Origin of the sequence: Salipiger marinus, assembly GCF_035481585.1 — a bacterium.
In the GTDB taxonomy this organism is placed as follows: domain Bacteria; phylum Pseudomonadota; class Alphaproteobacteria; order Rhodobacterales; family Rhodobacteraceae; genus Salipiger; species Salipiger marinus.
This window is the reverse complement of the sequence record NZ_JAYKSL010000004.1, coordinates 244,381-261,187: the sequence shown is the minus strand read 5'-3', so window position 1 is coordinate 261,187 and position 16,807 is coordinate 244,381. Positions and strand designations below refer to the sequence as shown.

Annotated in this window: 17 protein-coding genes and 1 riboswitch; of the genes, 16 read left to right on the top strand and 1 reads right to left on the bottom strand. The window is 66.3% G+C overall.

What is annotated here, in order from left to right; genetic code table 11:
* Window positions 1-39 precede the first annotated feature (39 nt).
* The 13 genes from miaB (at window position 40) to VK682_RS07705 (ending at window position 11,773) form a co-directional block, all read left to right on the top strand.
* Complete coding sequence (gene miaB / locus VK682_RS07765; RefSeq protein WP_230797384.1) at window positions 40-1,347, top strand: tRNA (N6-isopentenyl adenosine(37)-C2)-methylthiotransferase MiaB; 1,308 nt, start codon at window positions 40-42, stop codon at window positions 1,345-1,347.
* A gap of 241 nt (window positions 1,348-1,588) precedes the next feature.
* Window positions 1,589-2,200: an OmpA family protein gene (locus VK682_RS07760; RefSeq protein ID WP_089845913.1), complete on the top strand. Its 612-nt coding sequence runs from the start codon at window positions 1,589-1,591 to the stop codon at window positions 2,198-2,200.
* 13 nt (window positions 2,201-2,213) lie between these two features.
* Entirely contained in the window at window positions 2,214-2,531 is a 318-nt protein-coding gene (locus VK682_RS07755) for a hypothetical protein (RefSeq protein WP_089845910.1), read from the top strand.
* 151 nt (window positions 2,532-2,682) lie between these two features.
* Entirely contained in the window at window positions 2,683-3,663 is a 981-nt protein-coding gene (locus VK682_RS07750) for a PhoH family protein (RefSeq protein WP_089845908.1), read from the top strand.
* Between the two features lie 68 nt (window positions 3,664-3,731).
* Window positions 3,732-4,253, top strand: a complete 522-nt coding sequence (gene ybeY, locus VK682_RS07745; protein WP_089845906.1) for an rRNA maturation RNase YbeY — start codon at window positions 3,732-3,734, stop codon at window positions 4,251-4,253.
* Between the two features lie 31 nt (window positions 4,254-4,284).
* Window positions 4,285-5,250, top strand: a complete 966-nt coding sequence (locus VK682_RS07740; protein WP_324781627.1) for a hemolysin family protein — start codon at window positions 4,285-4,287, stop codon at window positions 5,248-5,250.
* Between the two features lie 16 nt (window positions 5,251-5,266).
* Entirely contained in the window at window positions 5,267-6,772 is a 1,506-nt protein-coding gene (gene lnt, locus VK682_RS07735) for an apolipoprotein N-acyltransferase (protein ID WP_230797419.1), read from the top strand.
* A gap of 43 nt (window positions 6,773-6,815) precedes the next feature.
* Window positions 6,816-6,864, top strand: a riboswitch (SAM-SAH riboswitch).
* 3 nt (window positions 6,865-6,867) lie between these two features.
* Window positions 6,868-8,040 (top strand): methionine adenosyltransferase, encoded by a 1,173-nt coding sequence (metK, locus tag VK682_RS07730; RefSeq protein ID WP_089845902.1) that lies wholly within the window; start codon window positions 6,868-6,870, stop codon window positions 8,038-8,040.
* A gap of 106 nt (window positions 8,041-8,146) precedes the next feature.
* The gene (locus tag VK682_RS07725; RefSeq protein ID WP_230797383.1) at window positions 8,147-9,049 is read left to right on the top strand and encodes an EamA family transporter; all 903 of its coding nucleotides are present in this window, start codon (window positions 8,147-8,149) and stop codon (window positions 9,047-9,049) included.
* Between the two features lie 64 nt (window positions 9,050-9,113).
* Entirely contained in the window at window positions 9,114-9,902 is a 789-nt protein-coding gene (locus tag VK682_RS07720) for an exodeoxyribonuclease III (RefSeq protein ID WP_089845900.1), read from the top strand.
* Between the two features lie 90 nt (window positions 9,903-9,992).
* On the top strand, window positions 9,993-10,904 hold the full coding sequence (locus tag VK682_RS07715; RefSeq protein WP_230797382.1) for a thioredoxin family protein: 912 nt from the start codon (window positions 9,993-9,995) through the stop codon (window positions 10,902-10,904).
* Window positions 10,905-10,931: 27 nt separating this feature from the next.
* Entirely contained in the window at window positions 10,932-11,585 is a 654-nt protein-coding gene (locus VK682_RS07710; RefSeq protein WP_089845898.1) for an LON peptidase substrate-binding domain-containing protein, read from the top strand.
* Window positions 11,582-11,773 carry a Trm112 family protein gene (locus VK682_RS07705; RefSeq protein ID WP_089845897.1) on the top strand — a complete coding sequence of 64 codons (192 nt, stop codon included), beginning with the start codon at window positions 11,582-11,584 and terminating at the stop codon, window positions 11,771-11,773. Before VK682_RS07710 ends, VK682_RS07705 begins: the two co-directional genes overlap by 4 nt.
* Window positions 11,774-11,788: 15 nt before the next feature.
* Here the strand turns inward: VK682_RS07705 and VK682_RS07700 are convergent, their stop codons facing one another.
* A complete protein-coding gene (locus tag VK682_RS07700; RefSeq protein ID WP_230797380.1) occupies window positions 11,789-12,763 on the bottom strand; it encodes a threonine ammonia-lyase in 975 nt (324 codons plus the stop codon).
* Between the two features lie 157 nt (window positions 12,764-12,920).
* Between VK682_RS07700 and VK682_RS07695 the strand changes: the two genes are divergently transcribed.
* The 3 genes from VK682_RS07695 (at window position 12,921) to pnp (ending at window position 16,719) form a co-directional block, all read left to right on the top strand.
* Window positions 12,921-13,898 carry a calcium-binding protein gene (locus VK682_RS07695; RefSeq protein WP_230797379.1) on the top strand — a complete coding sequence of 326 codons (978 nt, stop codon included), beginning with the start codon at window positions 12,921-12,923 and terminating at the stop codon, window positions 13,896-13,898.
* A gap of 136 nt (window positions 13,899-14,034) precedes the next feature.
* Window positions 14,035-14,304 carry a 30S ribosomal protein S15 gene (gene rpsO / locus VK682_RS07690; protein WP_089845894.1) on the top strand — a complete coding sequence of 90 codons (270 nt, stop codon included), beginning with the start codon at window positions 14,035-14,037 and terminating at the stop codon, window positions 14,302-14,304.
* A 267-nt stretch (window positions 14,305-14,571) separates the two neighbouring features.
* Window positions 14,572-16,719: a polyribonucleotide nucleotidyltransferase gene (pnp, locus tag VK682_RS07685; RefSeq protein WP_089845893.1), complete on the top strand. Its 2,148-nt coding sequence runs from the start codon at window positions 14,572-14,574 to the stop codon at window positions 16,717-16,719.
* The last annotated feature ends 88 nt before the right edge of the window (window positions 16,720-16,807 follow it).

The window sequence follows — 16,807 nt, the reverse complement described above, 5'->3', positions numbered from 1 at the left end:
TATCCGCAGCGCTTGAACCGCCGCGACCGGAGGCCTCCGATGACCCAGCCGAAGAAGCTTTATATCAAGACCTATGGCTGTCAGATGAATGTCTATGACAGCGAACGCATGGCCGAGGCGCTGGGTGGACAGGGTTATGTGGAGACCTCCTCGGCGGAAGACGCCGACATGATCCTGCTCAACACCTGCCATATCCGGGAAAAGGCGGCGGAAAAGGTCTATTCGGAACTGGGCCGCTACCGGGATCTGAAAGATGCCAAACCGGATCTGAAGATCGGCGTGGCGGGCTGCGTGGCACAGGCCGAAGGCGCCGAGATCATGCGCCGCCAGCCGCTGGTGGATCTGGTCGTGGGCCCGCAGAGCTATCACCGCCTGCCCGAGCTTGAGGCGCAGGCGGGGCAGGGGCGCCGGGCGCTCGACACCGATTTCCCCGAAGAGGACAAGTTCGTCCATCTCAAGGCGCGGCCCAAGGCGAAACGCGGCCCCACCGCCTTTCTGACCGTGCAGGAGGGCTGCGACAAGTTCTGCGCCTTCTGCGTGGTGCCCTATACCCGTGGCGCAGAGGTGTCGCGCCCCGCCGATCGCGTGATGACCGAAGCCCGCGATCTGGTCGAACGCGGCGTGCGCGAGATCACCCTGCTGGGCCAGAACGTCAACGCCTATGACGGGCACGACCGGGGTCTGGCCGGGCTGATCCGCGATCTGGCGCGGGTGGACGGGCTGGAACGCATCCGCTTCACCACCTCGCATCCCAATGACATGGACGAGGATCTGATCGCCGCGCATGGCGACTGCGCCAAGCTGATGCCCTATCTGCATCTGCCGGTGCAGGCCGGATCCGACCGCATCCTGAAACGCATGAACCGCCAGCACACCGCAGAGCAGTATCTGGCGCTGATCGGGCGGCTGCGCGCCGTGCGTCCCGACCTGCATCTGTCGGGCGATTTCATCGTGGGCTTCCCCGAAGAGACCGAGGCGGATTTTCAGGCCACGCTCGATCTGGTGGAAGCGGTGGGATACGGCTCGGCCTATTCCTTCAAATATTCGCCGCGTCCCGGCACGCCTGCGGCGGAACGCCCGCAGGTGGCCGAGGCCGAAAAGGACGAACGTCTGCAGCGGCTGCAGGCCCTGCTGACCCGCCAGCAGCGCGCCCTGCAGGACGCCATGGTGGGCCGCGAGGTCAGCGTGCTCTTCGAAAAGCCGGGGCGGATGCCGGGGCAGATGGTGGGCAAATCCGACTACCTGCACGCCGTGCATGTGACCGCCGAAGGGCTGGCGCCCGGCGATCTGCGCCGCGTGCGCGTGCTGGAAAGTGGCCCCAATTCGCTTAAAGCGGCGCTGGTCTGAGGCAGGGCCTGCCGCGTTTTTGTCACAGATCCTCTGAAATCGTGGGGCTTTGCCCCCGTTCGGGAAACAGAGCGAAGAGCATTGCGGGGCTGTTGCGCAGGGAGCCACAATATCTGGTGGTTTTCTCTTCACAGCCGCAATTTTACTGCTACTCTTTTGAATATAGTGAGTTTGCGCGCGCTCTCGAATCCGGGCCACGCGCGGCTTGGGGGACGTAACTTTTTACATAGGGACAGAGGCTGTGGCAAAACGCATTACCAAAGCCTTCCGCGGCGCCTGTTGCGCCGTGGCACTGGCCGCTCTGGCTGCCACCGGGGCGACGGCACCCGCATCGGCAGACAGCAGCGGTATGGCCGATCCGGTCATCTCGACGCAGAACACCCGCACCATCATCGGGGAACGTTATATCCCCGGCATTTCCATCTCGCCCGATGGCTGCGAAATCTGGGTGATGGATGACGGCGTCGAAGGCTATGCCGTGTCCCGCGTGACCCGGGATGGCCGCCCGGTCTGCCGCGACATCAATGTTTGCGGCACGCTGAACACCGATCAGTATTTTGCCACCGACAGCTACAAGATCTATCCGCAGGCCCGCGCCCGTCTGGAACAGTTCTTCCGGCAGGCCAATGCCTTCGGCTACATCATCGTGGGCCATACCGATGCCCGCGCCAGCCACGCCTATAACGAACGGCTCAGCTACAACCGCGCCAATTCGGTGGCCGCCGTCGCGAACAATATCGGATCGCGCGTGATCGACGTGCGCGGCTATGGCGAGGTCTACCCGGTGGCGACCAATCGCACCAATGAGGGCATGGCGCAGAACCGCCGCGTCGAAATCCTGTGTGTGCGCTGAGGAGGTGCGGGACATGAAACTCGTGAAACTGAGCCTCGGGCTCGCCGCCGCTGCCCTGCTCTCCGCCTGCGCCACCGATGTGCCCATCGGCGCCGACAAGAGCGTGGACCGCAACTCGGTGGACCGCAAGGATCTGAGCCAGATCAAATGGGGTGTCTGGGTCGATCCCGATGGCTGCGACAACTGGATCGCCGATGACGGCGTCGAAGGCTATCTGGCCCGGCGGCTCGACAAATACGGCAAGCCGGTCTGTTCCGGCGTGGCCCCGCCCACGGTGGCCACCGGGGATTTCAAGGGTGGCTCCACCTCGGTCATCGGCGACCCGCTCTGACCTGCCCCCGCCCAAACCTCTGCACAGGCCGCGTGGATCCGCTCCGCGCGGCCTTTTTGTCTATCGCGCCCGCCGGTCCTCCCGATGTGGGCTTGACCCCGCCCCCCGGGGCTTGGCACCATTGTGCCAGTCCCAAGCGCAGGAGACATGCGTGACCACAGGCACCCTGACCGAAGCCATTCTGGAATTTCCGGACAACCGCCTCCTCATAGATCTGTGCGGCGAATTCGACCGCAACCTGACCGATATCGAAGCCCGCACCGGGGTGCAGATCCTGCGCCGCGGCAACCAGCTTGCCCTGCACGGCCCTGCCGAGGCGCAGGATGCCGCGCAGGCGGTGCTGTCTGCCCTCTATCAGCGGCTGGAACAGGGGCGCCCGGTGGGGCGCGCCGACATCGACCGTGAATTCCGCCTTGGCGCCGAAGAGATCGACACCGGCGACCAGCTGGAAATGTTCGCGGGCGGCAAGGTCGAGATCAAGACCCGCAAGAAACTGGTCGAACCGCGCACCGACGCGCAGAAGGCCTATGTGCGCGAGCTCTTTCAGAACGAGCTGTGCTTCGGCATCGGCCCGGCGGGCACCGGCAAGACCTATCTCGCCGTGGCCGCAGGGGTGAACATGTTCATCACCGGGCAGGTCGACAAGATCATCCTCAGCCGCCCCGCCGTGGAGGCGGGCGAAAAGCTGGGCTACCTGCCGGGCGACATGAAGGACAAGGTCGATCCCTACATGCAGCCGCTTTACGACGCGCTGAATGACTTCCTGCCGGGCAAGCAGCTGGCCCGGATGATGGAGGAAAAGGTGATCGAGATCGCGCCGCTGGCCTTCATGCGGGGGCGCACGCTGGCCAATGCCTTCGTCGTGCTCGACGAGGCGCAGAACGCCACCTCCATGCAGATGAAGATGTTCCTGACCCGTCTTGGCGAAGGTTCGCGCATGGTCATCACCGGCGACCGCACGCAGGTCGACCTGCCGCGCGGCGTGGCCTCGGGGCTGGCCGATGCCGAACGGCTGCTGACCAGCATCCCGCGCATCAGCTTCAGCTACTTCACCTCCGCCGATGTGGTGCGCCACCCCCTTGTGGCCCGGATCATCGAAGCCTACGAAAAAGACGCGGAGCGCGGGGTCTGACCTCGCGCCCGGCTTCTTCTGACCACAAATATCCCGGGGGCCCGGGGGCAGCGCCCCCGGCTTGTTTCATGCCAGATCTGACCGACACCCTGATCGAAGACGACCGCTGGCAGCAGGCGGGGATCGCCCCGCTGGCGGAAACCGCCGCCCGCGCCACGCTGACCCATCTCGGGCTTGATCCCGACGGGTTCGAGATCGCGGTGCTGGCCTGCGACGATGCCCGCATCGCCGAGCTCAACGCCGAATTCCGCGGCAAGCCGGTGCCCACCAATGTGCTGTCCTGGCCCTCGGAAGAGCGCGGCGCAGAGGAGGACGGGGCCGCGCCGGATCTGCCCGAGGCCGAGGACGGACCCTTCGCCACCGAACTGGGGGATCTTGCCATCGCCTATGAGACCTGCGCGCGCGAGGCGGAGGCGGCGGAAAAACGCCTGAGCGACCATGTCACGCATCTGGTCGTTCATGGAACCTTGCATCTTCTGGGCTATGATCACGAACGTGACGCGGATGCCACGCTGATGGAAGGTCTGGAAACAGAAATACTTGGCAATTTGGGCATCGCGGACCCATATGTCAGCGACGGGGGCGGTTAGGCCCCGCAACCACACAGGAACAGAAGGACTCATGGGCGATAGTGACGGCTCGTCTAACGCAGCGCAAAGCGCGCAGCAGACAGAGCAACAAGAGCGTCCGGCAGGATTTTTCCGTCGGATTTTCGGGGGTTTGAACGGTGGCGCCGATACGGACGACGCCGTGGAACAGCCCTCTGGCACCAGCGCGTGGCGACCCGCGCACGGGCTCATCAACCTCCGCCGCATGCGGGTGGAGAATGTGGCGATTCCCAAGGCGGACATCATCGCCGTGCCCGATACCGCAACCCGCGATGAGCTGGTCAAGGTCTTCCGCGACAGCGGCATGACCCGGCTGCCGGTCTATTCCGGCACGCTCGACATGCCCGTGGGCATGGTTCACCTCAAGGATTTTGCCCTGCGCCACGGCTTCAACGGCTCCGGGCAGAGCTTCGACATGAAAAAGATGGTGCGCCCGCTGCTCTTCGTGCCGCCCTCCATGCCGATCGGCGTGCTGCTGCAGAAGATGCAGACGGAACGTCGGCACATGGCGCTGGTGATCGATGAATATGGCGGGGTCGACGGGCTCGTGACCATCGAGGATCTGATCGAACAGGTCATCGGCGAGATCGAGGATGAACACGACACCGCCGAGGGTCGCAATTTCTTCCGTGAAAAATCCGGCAGCTGGCTGGCGCTGGCCAAGACCCCGCTCGAAGAGTTCGAGGCGGAGACCGGTCTTGCCCTGACCGATCCGGACGAAATCGACGAAGAAGAAATCGACACGCTGGGGGGGCTGGTCTTCATGCTGGCCGGGCACGTGCCCGCGCGCGGCGAGGTCATTCCCCATCCGGCGGGCATCGATTTCGAGGTGGTGGATGCCGATCCGCGCCGGATCAAGCGGCTGCGGGTGCGCCCGCCCGCCTCTGACGCGGCGGATCTGCCGGCCACGCCTGCGCTGCTGCCCGCGCCTTCGGCGGCGGAAACGGCGCAGAGCGGGGCCGGGGACACCCGTGGCTGACAGACCGGCGCGGCGGATGCCGGACTGGGCGCGTCTGCCGCTGGCCATCGCGGCGGGGCTTCTCATGGCGCTGGGACAGGCGCCATGGGACTTGTGGCTGCTGGCTCTGGCCGGGCTGGCCGGGGCCATGGCGCTTTACGCAGCGCAGCCCGGCCCCCGGCGCGCGGCGCTTGTGGGCTGGGGTGTGGGCTTTGGCTATTTCGGCCTTGCGCTCAACTGGATCACCGAGCCGTTTCAGGTGGATGCCGCCGTCACCGCGTGGATGGCGCCCTTTGCGCTGATCCTCATGGCGGCGGGGCTGGCGCTGTTCTGGACGCTGGCTTTCTGGGTCGGGGCCCAAGCGCGGCGCGCGCCGCTTCTGGGGCTGGTCGTGGCCTGGGCTGCGGCGGAACTGGCGCGGGCCTATGTGCTGACCGGCTTTCCCTGGGGGCTGGTGGGGTATGTCTGGGAAAAGACCCCCGCGATTCAATGGGTGGCGGTGCTGGGCCCGCACGGGCTGACGCTGGCCACGCTGGCGCTGGCGGCGCTGGCCGCAGGGGCTGTGCGGGGCGCGGCATTGCGCCGCTGGCGTGGCGCTGCCCTGCAGGCCGCGCTGACCGCGGGCGGGCTGGTCGCGGCGCTGGCGGGCGGGCAGGCGATGATCCCGCCGCTGCAGGCGCTGGAGGGCCAGCCGGTGGTGCGCCTGATCCAGCCCAATGCGCCGCAGACCCAGAAATGGGACCGGGCGTGGATGCAGTTCTTCTTTGAACGGCAGGTAGAATTTACCGCCGCGCCCTCGCATGGCAGCCTGCCGCGGCCCGATCTGATCGTCTGGCCGGAAACCGCCGTGCCCACGCTGCTGCACAATGCCGAAGAGGCGCTGGCCGTCATTTCCGAGGCGGCCTTTCCCGCCCGGGTCGTGCTGGGCATCCAGCGGCTGGAGGACGAGGCCTTCTACAATTCGCTGGCGCTGGTGGGGCAGGGGGCGGAGGTGCTGCAGGTCTATGACAAGCACCATCTTGTGCCCTTTGGCGAATACATGCCGCTTAAGCCGCTGTTCCGGCGGCTGAATTTCAGCGGCCTCGCCGCGCGGGCCGAAGGCGGCTACAGCGCCGGGCCGGGGCCGCAGCTGGTGGATCTGGGCGCCGGTCTGGGCCGGGCGCTGCCGCTCATCTGTTACGAGGCGGTGTTTCCGCAGGATGTGAACGGCTATGCCGAACGGCCCGACCTGCTGCTGCAGATCACCAATGACGCGTGGTTCGGCGAAGCCTCGGGCCCCTATCAGCATCTGGCGCAGGCGCGGATCCGCGCCATCGAACAGGGCCTGCCGCTGCTGCGCGCCGCCAATACCGGCGTGTCTGCGGTGATCGACGGGGCGGGGCGGGTGCTGGTGTCGCTGCCCTTGGGCGAGGCCGGGCATCTGGACGCGCTCTTGCCGCCGCCGCTGCGCGTGACCCCCTACAGCCGGACCGGCGATCTGCCTGCCCTTGCCCTGCTGCTGCTCTTGGGGGCCGCGCTGGCGGTCTGGGGGCGGCGCGTTTGAGATTGACGCGCTTGCCGCAAACCTCTAGCGAGGGGCCTTCACATCCCCGTCACAACGGCTTCCTGGCGTGACGGTCGGTATCCAACGGAGCACTCATGTCCAGACAGAACTATATCTTCACTTCGGAATCCGTTTCCGAGGGTCACCCTGACAAGGTCTGTGACCGCATTTCCGATGCGGTTCTGGACGCCCTGCTGGCCGAGGAGCCGCTGGCCCGCGTCGCCTGCGAAACCTTCGCCACCACCAACCGCGTGGTGATCGGCGGCGAGATCGGCCTTGCCGATCAGGACAAGCTGGCCGGGGTCATGGCGCGCATTCCCGACATCGCCCGCGCCTGCATCAAGGATATCGGCTACGAGCAGGAGAAATTCCACCACGCCACCTGCGAGATCACCAACCTGCTGCACGAACAGTCCGCGCATATCGCCCAAGGCGTCAGCGGCGACCGTGACGGCGCAGGCGATCAGGGCATCATGTTCGGCTATGCCACCAACGAAACGCCCGAACTGATGCCCGCGCCGATCCTCTATTCCCATGCCGTGCTGAAACGGCTGGCGGAGGCGCGCAAATCGGGGGCGGAGCCGCTGCTGGGTCCGGATGCCAAATCGCAGTTCTCGGTCCGCTACGAAGGCGGCAGGCCGGTGGGGATCACCACGCTGGTGCTGTCCACCCAGCATACCGACGAACGCCAGACCTCGGACGATATCCGCCGCATCGTGGAGCCCTATATCCGCGAGGTGCTGCCCGAGGGCTGGATCACCGATGCGACGGAATGGTGGGTGAACCCCACCGGGACGTTTGTCATCGGCGGGCCGGATGGCGACGCGGGCCTGACCGGGCGCAAGATCATCGTCGACACCTATGGCGGGGCCGCACCGCATGGCGGCGGCGCCTTCTCGGGCAAGGATCCCAGCAAGGTCGATCGCTCCGCCGCCTATGCCGCGCGCTATCTGGCCAAGAACGTGGTTGCGGCGGGCATGGCCGACCGCTGCACCGTGCAGCTGTCCTATGCCATCGGCGTGGCCAAGCCGCTGTCGATCTATGTGGACACCCACGGCACCGGCGAGGTGGACGCCGCCGCCATCGAACGCGCCATTCCGCGCATCATGGACCTGACGCCGCGCGGCATCCGCACGCATCTGGATCTGAACAAGCCGATCTACGAACGCACCGCCGCTTATGGCCATTTCGGCCGCGCGCCGGAGGCGGATGGCGGGTTCAGCTGGGAACGCACCGATCTGGCCGAGGCTCTGGCCCGCGAGGTCTGAGCCACCGCTATCGCCACCGCAGGGACAGGGGCCGGGGGGACACCTCCGGCCCTTTCCTTATCTGGCGCATCTGGTCAATCCCGGAGCCACATGCCATGCCACGGCGATGGACCTGTGGATCGCCGTCACGCTCTCTGCCGCGTTTTTCCAGACCTTGCGCTTCATGCTGCACAAGGTGCTCAGCACGGGTGCGCTCAGCAGCACCGGATCGACCTTTGCCCGCTTCGCCTATGCCTCCCCGGGGGCGCTGCTGGTGGTGGGGGGCTATCTGGTCTGGACGGGGCAGGACTGGCCGCATCTGACGCCTGCCTTCTGGGCCTATGCGATGATGGGCGCGCTGGGGCAGATCCTTGCCACCATCTGTGTGGTGATGCTGTTCCAGCAGCGCAATTTTGCCGTGGGCATCACCTTCAAGAAGACCGAAGTCATCCAGACCGCGCTGGTCGGGCTGGCGATCCTTGGCGAAAACCTGTCCGCTGCTGGCTGGGGCGCGATCCTTGTCGGGCTGGTGGGGGTGCTGCTGCTGTCGGAAACGCCGGGCCTTTCGGGCAACTGGCTGCGCCGCATGGCGACGCGGTCGGTGGCGCTGGGTCTGGCTTCGGGGTTCTTCTTTGCCTTTTCCGGGGTGGGCTATCGCGGCGCCTCGCTGCAGATCGCGTCGGATGCGCCGTTCCTGCGGGCGGGGGTCACGCTGGTCTGCGTGACCCTGTCGCAGAGCCTTGCCATGGCGCTGTGGCTGCGGCTGGTGGAGCCGGGGCAGATCACCGCCGTCTGGGCCGCGCGGCGCCGCGCCATCTGGCTGGGGCTTGCCTCCATGGCGGGGAGCCTGTCGTGGTTCACCGCCTTCACGCTGCAGACCGCCGCCTATGTTCAGGCGCTGGGGCAGGTGGAGCTGGTGTTCTCGCTCATGGCCTCGGTGCTGTTCTTCCACGAACGGATCACGCGGCGCGAACTGGTGGGGATCGGGGTGCTGTCGCTGTCGGTGCTGATCCTCGTGCTGGTGCTGTAGCGCCGCTTCCGGGTTGCGCCCGGCCCCGCGCCCTGCCAGTTTCCCGCCAGATCAGGAGACCGCCATGCCCTTTACCCTTGCCACATGGAACATCAACTCCGTCCGCCTGCGCGAGGCGCTGGTCAGCCGTCTGCTGACCGAGGAACAGCCCGACGTGCTGTGCCTGCAGGAGATCAAGACGCCGCTGGAGAAGATGCCGCTCGACGGCTTCCGGGCGCTTGGCTACACCCATGTCGTCGCACGCGGGCAGAAGGGCTATAACGGCGTGGCCATCCTGTCCAAGCTGCCGCTGCTGGACGCGGGCGATCAGGATTTCGCCACGCTGGGCCATGCCCGCCATGTGGCGGCGCGGCTGGAAAACGGCGTGACTGTGCATAATTTCTACGTCCCCGCCGGCGGCGACGTGCCCGACCGCGCCGTGAACGAGAAATTCGGCCAGAAGCTCGATTACCTCACCGGCATGCGCGACTGGTTCCATGGCGCGCCGCCGGAAAAGTCGATCCTTGTCGGCGATCTGAACATCGCCCCGCGCGAGGATGACGTGTGGTCGCACAAGCAGCTTCTGAAGATCGTGTCGCACACCCCCGTCGAGGTGGAGCATCTGGCGCAGGTGCAGGACGCGGGCGGCTGGGTCGACATCACGCGGCAGGACATCCCCGAGGGGCTGCTCTATTCGTGGTGGTCCTACCGGGCCAAGGACTGGGATGCCGCCGACAAGGGCCGCCGTCTGGATCACATCTGGGCCACGCCGGACATCGCGTCGGCGGGACACGGGTCGCGCATCCTGCGGGCGGTGCGCGGCTGGGACCAGCCTTCGGATCATGCGCCGGTCTTTGCCAGCTTCGATCTTTAGGGACTGCGGCTTCGGGGCGCTTCCCCTTGCAACCCAAGGCCGCTTGCGCCATCTGTCTCCGGAACGTGACCGCAACCGGCGGAGGGCAAGATGCTGGAACTGGGCAAGACGCAGGCTCCGAAAGAGGAGCTGGTCAAGGATGTGAGCGAGGCCGATTTCATGGCCGAGGTGGTGGACCTGTCGATGCAGGTTCCCGTCATCGTCGATTTCTGGGCGCCGTGGTGCGGCCCCTGCAAGACGCTGGGCCCCGCACTGGAAAAGGCGGTGGAAGAGGCCAAGGGCGCGGTGCGCATGGCCAAGGTGAACGTGGACGAGGCGCAGATGATCGCAGGCCAGCTGCGCATCCAGTCGATCCCCACGGTTTACGCCTTCTACAAGGGTCAGCCGATCGACGGGTTTCAGGGCGCGCTGCCCGCCTCCGAGGTCAAGGCCTTCATCGAACGTGTGGTGAAAGCGGCCGGGGGTGATGCCTCTGGCGGGCTGGATGAGGCCATCGCCGCCGCCGAAGAGATGCTGGAGCAGGGTGCCGCCGAAGATGCGGGCGCGATCTTCGCCGCCATTCTGGAAGAACAGCCGGAACATGCCGCCGCCTATGGCGGGCTGGTGCGGGTTCAGCTGGCGCTGGGGGATGTCGAACAGGCGGAGGCGGTGCTGAACGGCGCGCCCGTGGCCATCTCCAAGGCGCCCGAGCTGGAAGCCGCGCATGCCCAGATCGAACTGGCCAAGCAGGCCGCCAATGCCGGTCCCGTGGCCGAGCTGCAGGCGCAGGTGGAGGCCAATCCCAACGATCTGCAGGCGCGTTTCGATCTGGCCAAGGCGCTGCATGCCCACGGCGATGTGGCCGAGGCGGTCGACCAGCTTCTGGACCTGTTCCGCCGCGACCGCGACTGGAATGAAGGTGCCGCCAAGGCGCAGCTCTTCACCATTTTCGAAGCGATGAAGGCCAATGACCCGGTGGTGCTGAACGGTCGGCGCAAACTCAGCTCGATGATATTTGCCTGAGCGGCCTGACGCTCTAGCTGGGGAGGCATGGTGCGACGACGTGATCTGCCGGGAGTTATCCCCGTATTCCCCCTTCCGGGGGCGCTGCTTCTGCCGCGCTCCCGCCTGCCGCTGCATGTGTTCGAGCCGCGCTATCTGGCGATGCTCGATGACGTGCTGAAAACCGACACGCGGGTGATCGGAATGATCCAGCCGAACGCGGTGGCGGGACGCGATGGCGATCCCGGTCTGCACCGCATCGGCTGTGCGGGCCGGATCACCCAGTTTTCCGAAACCGAGGATGGCCGCTACATGCTCACCCTGACCGGCATTTCCCGCTACCGGGTGCTGGAAGAGGTGACGGGCTTTACCCCCTATCGCCGCTGCAAGGTCAGCTGGGACGGGTTCGAACGCGATCAGGCCACCGGCGCCGAGGGCGACGAGGGTTTTGACCGCGAGGCGCTGATGCGGCTGCTGAACCGCTATTTTTCCGCCCGGAACCTGTCGGCGGACTGGAGCGCGCTGCAGGATGCCGAGGATGAGCTGCTCATCAACTCGCTGTCCATGCTGCTGGATTTCGCCCCCGAGGACAAACAGGCCCTGCTGGAAGCCCCCCGGCTGGAGACGCGGCGCGAAACGCTGGTGACCCTGATCGAATATGCCCTGCGGGGTGGCGGTGGCGAAGAGGAGCGGATGCAATGACCCATGCCGATGACGCCGGATTCGACCGCCGGATGCTGGAGGCGCTGGTCTGTCCGGTGACCCATGCTGTGCTGGAATATGATGTGGAGCGGCAGGAACTGCTGAGCCGCAATGCCGGGCTCGCCTTTCCCATCCGCGACGGCATCCCGGTCATGCTCTTGGACGAGGCGCGGCGGATCGCGGACTGATCCGCCGCTTCCCGGTCATTCGTCGGGCAGGGCCAGCGCGCGGGCAAAGATCGCCGGATCGACATTGCCGCCGGAGACGGTGCAGATCACCGCATCGCCGCTGATCTCCGAGGGGCGGAACAGTGCCGCCGCCAGCGCCACGGCGCCGCCCGGTTCCGCCACGATCTTCAGATGGCGGAAGGCCAGCCGCATGGCGCGCAGCGCCTCCTCCTCGCTGACCGCCAGCCCCGGACCGCAGAGCCGGTGCAGGATCGGGAAGGTCAGGTTGCCGGGCTGCGGCGTGATGATCGCGTCGCAGATATTCCCCGACAGCGCGGCGTTGCGTTCGATCCGCCCCGCCTCCAGCGAGCGTTTCACGTCGTCGAAGCCTTCGGGCTCTGCCGGGCGGACCCGCAGGCCGGGGGCGCGCGCCTCCAGCGCCAGCGCGATGCCGGATGTCAGCCCGCCGCCGCCGCAGCAGACCAGCACGTCGGCCTCCGTCACGCCCGCCTCGGCGGCCTGTTCGGCGATCTCCAGCCCGCAGGTGCCTTGCCCCGCGATCACCAGCGGCTCGTCAAAGGGCTTGATCAGCGTCAGCCCGCGTTCGGCGGCAAGCTGGGTCCCCAGCGCGTCGCGGTCCTGCGTGGCGCGGTCATACAGCACCACCTCCGCCCCCAGCCCGCGCGTGCCCGCCACCTTGGCTTCGGGCGCGTCGGCGGGCATCACGATGACGGCGGGCACGCCATAGGCGCGCGCGGCGGCGGCCACCCCCTGCGCATGGTTGCCGGAGGAAAAGGCGATGACCCCTTTGGCGCGGGTGTCGGGATCCAGCGCGGACAGCGCCGACCACGCGCCACGGAACTTGAAGCTGCCGGTATGCTGCAGGCATTCCGCCTTCACCAGCAGGCGCCGTCCGGCGATCCGGTCCAGAAACGGCGAGGAAAGCAGCGGCGTGCGCCGGGCATGGCCCTTGAGCCGCTCTGCGGCGGCTTCGATCGCGGTGATGTCCATGAGGGATCCTGTTCTTGTCTCTGGTCTGCGGCGACGTTGGGCCGCACTGGAAGGCGTGTCAACGCCTGCCCGCCGTTAACCCTGCTCCGCGATTTGCGTTGCCCGGGGAGGTGGGCTGCGGGACAATGTCGGGCAGGGTCTGTGCGGGGTTCGGGTCATGGTCTGGCTGGCGGGAATGGTGGGCATGATGGTGCTGGGATCGCTTGCGGTCATCGGCTTTCCCGACCCCACGCCCGAAGACGACGAGGAGCGGGATGATCTGCCCGACGATGACGCGCCAGAGGCAGAGGGCGACCCGCTGGTGCTGGACGACAGCGATCAGGCCCCGCCCGGCGGGGTGATCGCCATTGGTACCGAAGGCGACGATACCCTGACCGGCACGCCGCAGACCGACCAGCTGGGCGGCGCGGGCGGCGATGACCTGCTGGACGGGCTGGGCGCGGATGACGAACTGGTGGGCGGTGCCGGGGCCGATACCATGCTGGGCGGCGATGGCAATGACACGCTGCATGGCGATGCCGGCACCGATCTGGTGCGGGGGCTTGATGGCGATGACCTGCTTTTCGCCCATGATGGCGGCGGCACGCTGGACGGGGGCGAGGGCGCCGATACGCTGCAAAGCGGGCTCGACAGCGACAGCCTGCTGGGCGGTGGCGGCGACGATGCGCTGCACGGGCGCGAAGGCGACGATACGCTCAGCGGCGGGGCGGGGCAGGACACGCTGTTCGGCGGCACTGGCGCGGATCTTCTGTTCGGGGCCGCGCCGGGGCAGGAGGATGCCGTGCTGGATTACCTCAACGGCAATGACGGCGATGACAGCCTGCTGATCGGCGCGGGGGATGTGGCCAGCGGCGGGGCCGGGGCCGATGATTTCCTGCTGGGGCACTGGGGCAGCGACGGCGATCCGGCGCAGCTGATGGATTTCGACCCCGACGAGGACTGCATGATCGTGGTCTATCCCGACACCGAAGGTGCTGCGCTGCCGGAGCTGGAGCTGCGGCCAAGCGCGGAGGATCCGGCGCTGACGGAACTGGTGGTGGATGGCGCCGTGGTGGCGGTCCTGCCCAGCGAAGACGCCCCCGCGCTGGACGCGATCCTGCTGGTCGGCGAAAGCGAGGTGGAGTTTGACGGCTGAGCCGCGCTTTGGGCTTTTCTTTTGGGGCGATCTGACGTAAAGGCGCCCATCCGGCGATGCGCGCCGGACTTCTCCATGGGCCCTGCTGGACGACATCCCGGCTTGCGCCATTCCTCCAACCCGAAAGGAGATCCCGATGTCGATCACTCCCGAAGAAAAAACCCGCGTGATGAAAGAGTTTGCGACCAAGGACGGTGACACCGGCTCGCCCGAAGTCCAGGTTGCGATCCTGACCAACCGGATCACCACGCTGACCGAACACTTCAAGACCCACAAGAAGGACAACCACTCCCGTCGTGGCCTTCTGAAGCTGGTGGCACAGCGCCGCAAGCTGCTGGATTACCTGAAGGCCAAGGAAGAGGCGCGGTACACCTCGCTGATCCAGCGTCTGGGCATCCGCCGCTAAGCGACGCGCCTGACGGCAGATTGAACGCCCGCACCGCAAGGTGCGGGCGTCTTGCGTTTCAGGGGCGCGCAAAGCCCTTGTGTCAAAGGGGCGCGCCGGTTTGCACCCTTCCCAAGAGAGGGAAAAACCTGTATGCGCGCAACATCTGAGACGTGACGCCCAAGGCCCCCGGGCACATGCGACAGGATTTGGGGGCGGCGGCAATGGGGCCGCCACGCAAAACGGGAGACCCGGAGGGCCGGGAGTGCTCCCTTACAGGATGCAGAAATGTTCAACGTTACGACGAAAACGATGCAGTGGGGCGAAGAGACGCTCACGCTGGAAACGGGCAAGGTTGCCCGTCAGGCCGACGGCACGGTCATCGCCACTCTGGGCGAAACCTCCGTCATGGCCAACGTCACGTTCGCCAAGGAAGCCAAGGAAGGTCAGGATTTCTTTCCGCTGACCGTCCACTACCAAGAGAAATACTATGCCGCGGGCAAAGTGCCCGGCGGCTTTTTCAAGCGCGAGGCCCGTCCCACCGAAAAGGAGACGCTGACCGCCCGCCTGATCGACCGTCCGATCCGCCCGCTGTTCGTTCCCGGCTTCAAGCATGAAGTTCTGGTGATGTGCACCGTGCTCAGCCACGATCTGGTCAATGACCCCGACGTGGTGGCGATGATCGCCGCCTCCGCCGCGCTGACCCTGTCGGGCGTGCCCTTCATGGGTCCGATCGCAGGCTGCCGCGTGGGCTATGTGAACGGCGACTATGTGCTGAACCCCACCGTGGACGACATGCAGGGGCTGCGCGCCAACCCTGAACAGCGTCTGGATCTGGTGGTTGCCGGCACCAAAGACGCCGTGATGATGGTGGAATCGGAGGCCTACGAGCTGACCGAGGACGAGATGCTTGGCGCCGTGGTCTTTGCCCACGAGCAGATCCAGCCGGTGATCGACCTCATCATCTCGCTGGCCGAAGCCGCCGCGAAAGAGCCGTTCGACTTCACCCCGCCGGATTATTCCGAGCTTTACGCTGCGGTCAAAGCCGTGGGCGAAGCGCGGATGCTGGAAGCCTATGCCATCAGCGACAAGCAGGCGCGCGTTGCTGCCGTGTCGGCGGCCAAGGATGCCATCAAGGCGGAACTGAACGAAGAGCAGCTGGCTGACGCCAATCTGGGCTCCGCGCTGAAGAAGCTGGAATCGAGCGTGCTGCGTTCGGATGTGGTGAAGAACAAGCGCCGCATCGACGGTCGCGCGCTGGACCAGATCCGTCCCATCGTGTCGGAAACCGGCCTGCTGCCGCGCACCCATGGCTCGGCGCTGTTCACCCGCGGTGAAACGCAGGCGCTGGTCGTGACCACGCTGGGCACCGGCGATGACGAACAGTTCATCGACGCGCTGCACGGCAACTTCAAATCCAACTTCCTGCTGCATTACAACTTCCCCCCCTATTCGGTGGGTGAAGTGGGCCGCGTCGGCAGCCCGGGCCGCCGCGAGATCGGCCATGGCAAGCTGGCATGGCGCGCGCTGCAGGCGGTCCTGCCCGCCGCGACGGATTTCCCCTACACCATCCGCATCGTGTCCGAGATCACGGAATCGAACGGCTCCTCCTCGATGGCTTCGGTCTGCGGCGGGTCGCTGTCGATGATGGATGCGGGCGTGCCGCTGAAGGCGCCGGTGGCCGGTGTGGCCATGGGTCTGGTGCTGGAAGATGACGGATCCTGGGCCGTGCTGTCGGACATCCTTGGCGACGAGGATCACCTTGGCGACATGGACTTCAAGGTGGCCGGGACCGAAACGGGCATCACCTCGCTGCAGATGGACATCAAGGTGGCAGGCATCACGCCCGCGATCATGAAGCAGGCGCTGGCACAGGCGCGTGACGGCCGTCTGCACATCCTGAACGAGATGTCGAAGGCCCTGTCCGAAGCCGGCGAGTTCAGCGTGCACGCGCCGCGCATCGAGACCATGCAGATCCCCACCGACAAGATCCGTGAAGTGATCGGGTCCGGCGGCAAGGTCATCCGCGAAATCGTCGAGGTTTCCGGTGCCAAGGTCGACATCAACGATGACGGCATCATCAAGATTGCTTCTGCCAACGGCGAGGCGATCCAGAAGGCCTATGACATGATCTGGTCCATCGTGGCCGAGCCTGAAGAGGGCGGGATCTACAAGGGCAAGGTCGTGAAGATCGTCGATTTCGGCGCCTTCGTGAACTTCTTCGGCAAGCGGGATGGTCTGGTGCATGTGTCCCAGATCGAAAACCGCCGCCTGAACCATCCGTCCGACGTGCTGAAAGAAGGCCAGGACGTGTGGGTCAAGCTGCTGGGCTTCGACGATCGTGGCAAAGTCCGCCTGTCCATGAAGGTTGTCAATCAGGACACCGGAGAGGCCATGCCCGAGGAAGAGAAGCAGAAGAAGGAGGATGCGGAGTAATCCGCCATCCGGCCTCATCGGGCCGCGTTGGGAGGCGCGGCCCGGTTCGATCTTCGCAAGGCCCGGCAGGAGACTGCCGGGCCTTTCT

Coding starts and splice junctions, on each gene's coding strand:
- miaB (WP_230797384.1), top strand. CDS start 40: ATGACCCAGCCGAAGAAGCTTTATATCAAGACCTATGGCTGTCAGATG.
- VK682_RS07755 (WP_089845910.1), top strand. CDS start 2,214: ATGAAACTCGTGAAACTGAGCCTCGGGCTCGCCGCCGCTGCCCTGCTC.
- ybeY (WP_089845906.1), top strand. CDS start 3,732: ATGCCAGATCTGACCGACACCCTGATCGAAGACGACCGCTGGCAGCAG.
- VK682_RS07740 (WP_324781627.1), top strand. CDS start 4,285: ATGGGCGATAGTGACGGCTCGTCTAACGCAGCGCAAAGCGCGCAGCAG.
- lnt (WP_230797419.1), top strand. CDS start 5,267: ATGCCGGACTGGGCGCGTCTGCCGCTGGCCATCGCGGCGGGGCTTCTC.
- metK (WP_089845902.1), top strand. CDS start 6,868: ATGTCCAGACAGAACTATATCTTCACTTCGGAATCCGTTTCCGAGGGT.
- VK682_RS07725 (WP_230797383.1), top strand. CDS start 8,147: ATGGACCTGTGGATCGCCGTCACGCTCTCTGCCGCGTTTTTCCAGACC.
- VK682_RS07720 (WP_089845900.1), top strand. CDS start 9,114: ATGCCCTTTACCCTTGCCACATGGAACATCAACTCCGTCCGCCTGCGC.
- VK682_RS07715 (WP_230797382.1), top strand. CDS start 9,993: ATGCTGGAACTGGGCAAGACGCAGGCTCCGAAAGAGGAGCTGGTCAAG.
- VK682_RS07710 (WP_089845898.1), top strand. CDS start 10,932: ATGGTGCGACGACGTGATCTGCCGGGAGTTATCCCCGTATTCCCCCTT.
- VK682_RS07705 (WP_089845897.1), top strand. CDS start 11,582: ATGACCCATGCCGATGACGCCGGATTCGACCGCCGGATGCTGGAGGCG.
- VK682_RS07700 (WP_230797380.1), bottom strand. CDS start 12,763: ATGGACATCACCGCGATCGAAGCCGCCGCAGAGCGGCTCAAGGGCCAT.
- VK682_RS07695 (WP_230797379.1), top strand. CDS start 12,921: ATGGTCTGGCTGGCGGGAATGGTGGGCATGATGGTGCTGGGATCGCTT.
- rpsO (WP_089845894.1), top strand. CDS start 14,035: ATGTCGATCACTCCCGAAGAAAAAACCCGCGTGATGAAAGAGTTTGCG.
- pnp (WP_089845893.1), top strand. CDS start 14,572: ATGTTCAACGTTACGACGAAAACGATGCAGTGGGGCGAAGAGACGCTC.